Annotated in this window: 5 protein-coding genes; 2 read left to right on the plus strand and 3 right to left on the minus strand. The window is 44.4% G+C overall.

Going from position 1 to position 4638, the window contains the following annotated elements; all coding sequences use genetic code 11:
* Together DEM91_RS12005 and DEM91_RS12010 are read left to right on the plus strand one after the other, a co-directional pair.
* On the plus strand, window positions 1-327 hold a 327-nt coding region (locus DEM91_RS12005; protein ID WP_249859073.1), incomplete at its 5' end, for a tyrosine-type recombinase/integrase.
* Between the two features lie 4 nt (window positions 328-331).
* Window positions 332-1516, plus strand: coding sequence for a site-specific integrase (locus DEM91_RS12010; RefSeq protein ID WP_045167841.1), 1185 nt, complete (start codon window positions 332-334; stop codon window positions 1514-1516).
* A gap of 148 nt (window positions 1517-1664) precedes the next feature.
* Here DEM91_RS12010 and DEM91_RS12015 read toward each other — a convergent pair whose 3' ends face one another.
* The 3 genes from DEM91_RS12015 to DEM91_RS12025 form a co-directional block, all read right to left on the minus strand.
* Window positions 1665-3044, minus strand: a complete 1380-nt coding sequence (locus DEM91_RS12015) for an MATE family efflux transporter (RefSeq protein WP_045167840.1) — start codon at window positions 3042-3044, stop codon at window positions 1665-1667.
* A 96-nt stretch (window positions 3045-3140) separates the two neighbouring features.
* Window positions 3141-3989, minus strand: a complete 849-nt coding sequence (locus DEM91_RS12020; RefSeq protein ID WP_249859074.1) for an AraC family transcriptional regulator — start codon at window positions 3987-3989, stop codon at window positions 3141-3143.
* 34 nt (window positions 3990-4023) lie between these two features.
* Window positions 4024-4554, minus strand: coding sequence for an HXXEE domain-containing protein (locus DEM91_RS12025; protein WP_025071849.1), 531 nt, complete (start codon window positions 4552-4554; stop codon window positions 4024-4026).
* Window positions 4555-4638: the final 84 nt, after the last annotated feature.

A 4638-nucleotide genomic window follows, 5' to 3' on the forward strand; every position in this document is an offset into this window, starting at 1 on the left:
CAAGCCGTTACTTTGCTTGATACATGCCATTCGGATGAACGGGACACGCTTTTACCGACTATCAGCTACAAGACCTATCGTTTCCTCCTGAAAGCCCTGCAACTGAGAGCAGGAATTGCCTTTCCCTTGACCGCACATATCGGACGGCACACCTTTGCGACATTGATAACCTTGGAGAATGGAGTGCCGATTGAAACGGTGAGTAAAATGCTTGGACACAGCAAGATTGAGACCACCGAGCGTTATGCCCATGTAACACCGAAGAAAGTATTTGAGGAGTTTGGTCGCTTCCTCTCTTTCACAGAAGATTTAACCCTTAGCCTTTGAGATTATGCGCAGTACATTCAACATTTTATTCTACATCAATCGCAGTAAACTGAAAGCAGATGGCACAACGGCAATCCTTTGCCGTATTACGATAGACGGCTCAAAAGTCGTGATGTCCACAGGAGAAAACACATTGCCCGGCGATTGGAGCGTAAAGCGACAGGAAACCAACGACAAGCAGCAGAACCAACGCTTGCATTCGTTTCGTGAGAAGATTGAGCAGGGGTATAATACGTTGCTCTTGCAATTTGGTGCGGTGAGTGCCGAGCTGCTTAAAAACCACTTGCAAGGTGTCGGAGCAAATCCGACCACTTTGCTTGCTCTTAGCCGAGAGGTATTATTGACAATTCAATCTACAAGAGTCTTAAGCACATACCAAAGTTGCTGTTGCTACCACAGGCAGCTGGAACTCTTTGTGGAAAGTAGAGGAAAAACAGACATTCCTCTTACGAGCCTTACGATGGAGTTTTTCGATGATTATCGCATCTACTTCAAGCGAAAAGGCTATGCCTTATCCTCAACGAAACAAAATCTCTTTTGGCTAAGCCGATTGATGTATAGAGCTGTGAGCCAGCAAACCATTCGCTATAATCCTTTTGAGGATGCCAAGTATGAGCGAGTAGAGCGAAAAATTCGCTGTCTGGGCAAGACGGCGGTTGCCCGTCTGTTGGCTATGCCCTTTCAAAACGAACAGGCGGAGTTTGTGCGGAGGATTTTTCTTTTCTCCGTATTCACAGGTTTGGCTTTTGCCGATGTGAGCAAGTTACGATACTGTGATATTGAGACAAACAATGCAGGGATACGCTATATCCGTCAGTACAGAAAGAAGACAGCTGTAGAGAGCATCACGCCTCTGCACCCGATAGCCGAGCAAATACTCTCGCTTTACCCACTGAAAGACAAGAAAGAGGATAGTCCTATCTTCGCAACCTCGATGAGTAGAATGCAGATAGGCATGCACCTCAAGGCTGTTGGCTTGGCTTGTGGCATTCGCCAATCCCTTTCCTTTCACATGGCTCGCCATTCTTTCGGTACGCTGACATTGGAGGCTGGTATACCGATTGAGAGTATTGCCAAGATGATGGGACATGCCTCTATTGCCAGCACGCAAATCTATGCGCAAATCACCGACCAAAAGATTTCAAGGGATATGGACAGGCTAATAAAAAGTTCTGCACGACACGAATAAACTCACATCTGTCATTAGAGATTTATATTTAATAAATGAGAGAAGATTCTATAAACATAAATCTATCCCTAAAGGAAGACTAACGATATTTTAACTCTTTGTGAGTGTTCCTCGCTCGTTCGTGCCCTAAGCAAATAAATCTGAAATATTATATCTGTTGGCAGTAGGAGTTGTTTTCCTTTTCTGTTGTGAGATGTGATTGATGGCTTATCTCCCTGTGAATTCGGACGGCAAAGAACAGTGTCATCAAAGTTGCAAAGATGTCGGCGACAGGCTGGGCATAAAGCACACCATTCAGTCCCCAATATGATGGAAGCAGTAATATGGCAGGGATAAAAAACAGCCCTTGTCGTCCGATATTTAGCAGAAGGCTCTGCCTTGCTCTTCCGATTGCCATATATAGCGTGGAATACACAAATTGAAATCCAAAAGTGAAGAATATAATCGTATTGGCTCGAAGGGCTATCCTTGCAATTCCCTGCATAGTTTCGTCTTTGCCGAAACAACTGATGACAGGAGAGGTAAATCCCATTATGAGTATGCTCCAAAGCACACAAAACGAGGTTGTAAGTATCAGGGAACAGCGCACTGCTTCCTTTAATCGTTGGAAGTTGCCTGCTCCGTAGTTATAGCCAGTCATCGGTTGCAGTCCTTTGACAAACCCGAAGACCACGTTTGTTCCCAATGTTACAATCTTCAGAACGATACCCACCGCTGCGACAGCCTCCGCTCCATATTTCACGGCAGCCCTCTGCAACAGACTGATGGAAAGGGTCTGGAGCAATTGCAGAAAGAGCATCGAGATGCCTATTTTGATGATGTCCGCATACATTCTCATCGTGGGAGCGAACAGGGTAAACGATACTTTCACCTCTGCTTTCGAGAGGAAGAAGCGAATATAAATGGCTGTCGTGATAATTCTTGAAAGAATGGTTGCCCATGCCGCACCTTCCACGCCCCAATTGAAAGTGTAGATAAACAAGGGGTCTAATGCAACATTGACGATAGAGCCGATAATCATTGCCATTGCAGATGTTTTCGATGCACCTTGTGAAACAATGATGTTGGACATCGACACATTCAATGCCCCTATGACACAACTGATGATGAAGAGTCTGCCGTATGCTTCTGCCAAGTGCATCATACCCTCGTTTGCTCCCATAAACAGCAGGATGTCCGGCAGGAACGCATTGCACATAAAGGCAATGAGGGCAGCCAAAATCACAGAAGTAACCACTGAGACGGAAGCGACCTGACTTGCCTTGACAATCTGCTTTGCCCCCAACAGACGGGATACATACACTCCGCCGCCGACACCGAACATCAGCCCTATCCCGAGAAACAACAGCGACAGAGGAAAAACAACCGATACGGCGGCAACGGGAAGAGTTCCCAGACGTGCAACCCAGAAAGTGTCCACCACATTGTATATTGCCATAATCAGCATTGCGATGACAATAGGTATCCCCAACTTTGTCAGGGCTTTCATCATACTTCCTTCTTGTAGAATATTTACAGCGTTGTTCATCTTTATAATCTGTATCTTTTTAAGTGAATAAATTCCGCTGCAAAGGTACGGAGGGATACAGGCTGTTGCAATAGACGGACAACGGTGATAATAGCACTATTCGTGGTAATTCTTTCTGAAAAGCGTGGGAGAGACTCCTGCGACCTTAGTAAACAGTCGTGTAAAGTAGGAGTAATCGTCAAATCCCAGACTATGCGCTATCTCCTTGACGGAGGCTGTCGTATAGACCAACTTCCGCTTTGCCAACAAAATAATCTCGTCTTGAATATGACGGCTCACGCTTGTCCCCAGAACAGCATTTACCGCCTCATTCAGGTAGGCAACGGTAATGTTCAGCCGTCCGGCATAGAATGATGGCGAACGGTTAATTCGAATATTGTTTTCCAGAAAATCCCGAAATTCCCATACTATTTCCTTGTGTCTGGTCATAGTACTCTGAAATTCGGATTGAGCTATCATTGTATTCGCAACGTTATCCACGACCAATCCCACGATGACGGTGGTCAGTCGCTGAACTATTGCTTTGGCAGATGGATTTTCCATACAACCCAATTTGCGGTCAAGAAGCGATAGTAATAGTTTCAGTTCCGATATGTCGGATAGTTGTCTTTGGGGACAACCATATCTCTCAAGCGTTCGTTTTTCCTCCTTATCCACCAGTACCGAGTCGATAATGAGAAATTTTGCAGAAAGATTGGAAGCATCAATGATGCGATGCACCTGTCCCGGAAGGATGATAGCCAAACTTCCTTTCCCGAAAGCGTATTCCTTGAAATCAATATCCAGACGGCATTGCCCATCCTCTATGAATCCAAAGAAATAATAATCGTCAGTATGGGAGAAAGCGTATCTTTCCGAAGGTGCCGATGTCTGGGAGACGACACTCTTAAGATAGACTCCGAAATCTGAGAGCTGTGAACTTCTATGGATGGGTAATTGGGACATTTCTTGTACTTATTTTATTCTTGACAATACACTCTCAATGTCTATCCTGCCATTGTTGAAACTTGCTCATCACGAAAAAAGCAGAGAGTAAGCTAAGCACTGTTAGGATAATCCCAACAACTGACCATAAGAACATCTGCAAAGGAGATAGAATGGAAGTCTTTGCCAATTCAACAAAGGCATAGACACAATAAGGCAAAGTCAAGATTGTGGTAATGATAACAGGTATATATTTTCGGTATATTGCCCATTGAGCAAGATGTACTATAAGATGGAGGGAATACCCTGCAAATGCAGCAAACCACCATTGATAAGCATCCAACCATACGGTACAGAAAGAAATGAGGGAAATCAGAATGAACTCGTGGACAGTCCCAATAGCAAATGTGGCTGTGGAATAATCAAAATGTCCCCTGCGTGCAAGAAACTGCTCGAATTGAGGGAAACGCCTTTTCAATTCGTCCCTATTTCTGTCAAGCCAATGCCTAAACATGATAATCTCTTCGTATTCGTGAAGCATGAATACAACGGGGAGAAGTATCATTATCAATTTTAATTTCGTCATAATGGTTTCCAAAACTCTATGGTCATCCTTTTTTTAACACATTCCTTAAATCTCTGACATACCGAGCTTGCCGATATTTCAAAT

Origin of the sequence: Prevotella sp. TCVGH (genome assembly GCF_023522295.1) — a bacterium.
Classification (GTDB): Bacteria; Bacteroidota; Bacteroidia; order Bacteroidales; family Bacteroidaceae; genus Prevotella; species Prevotella timonensis.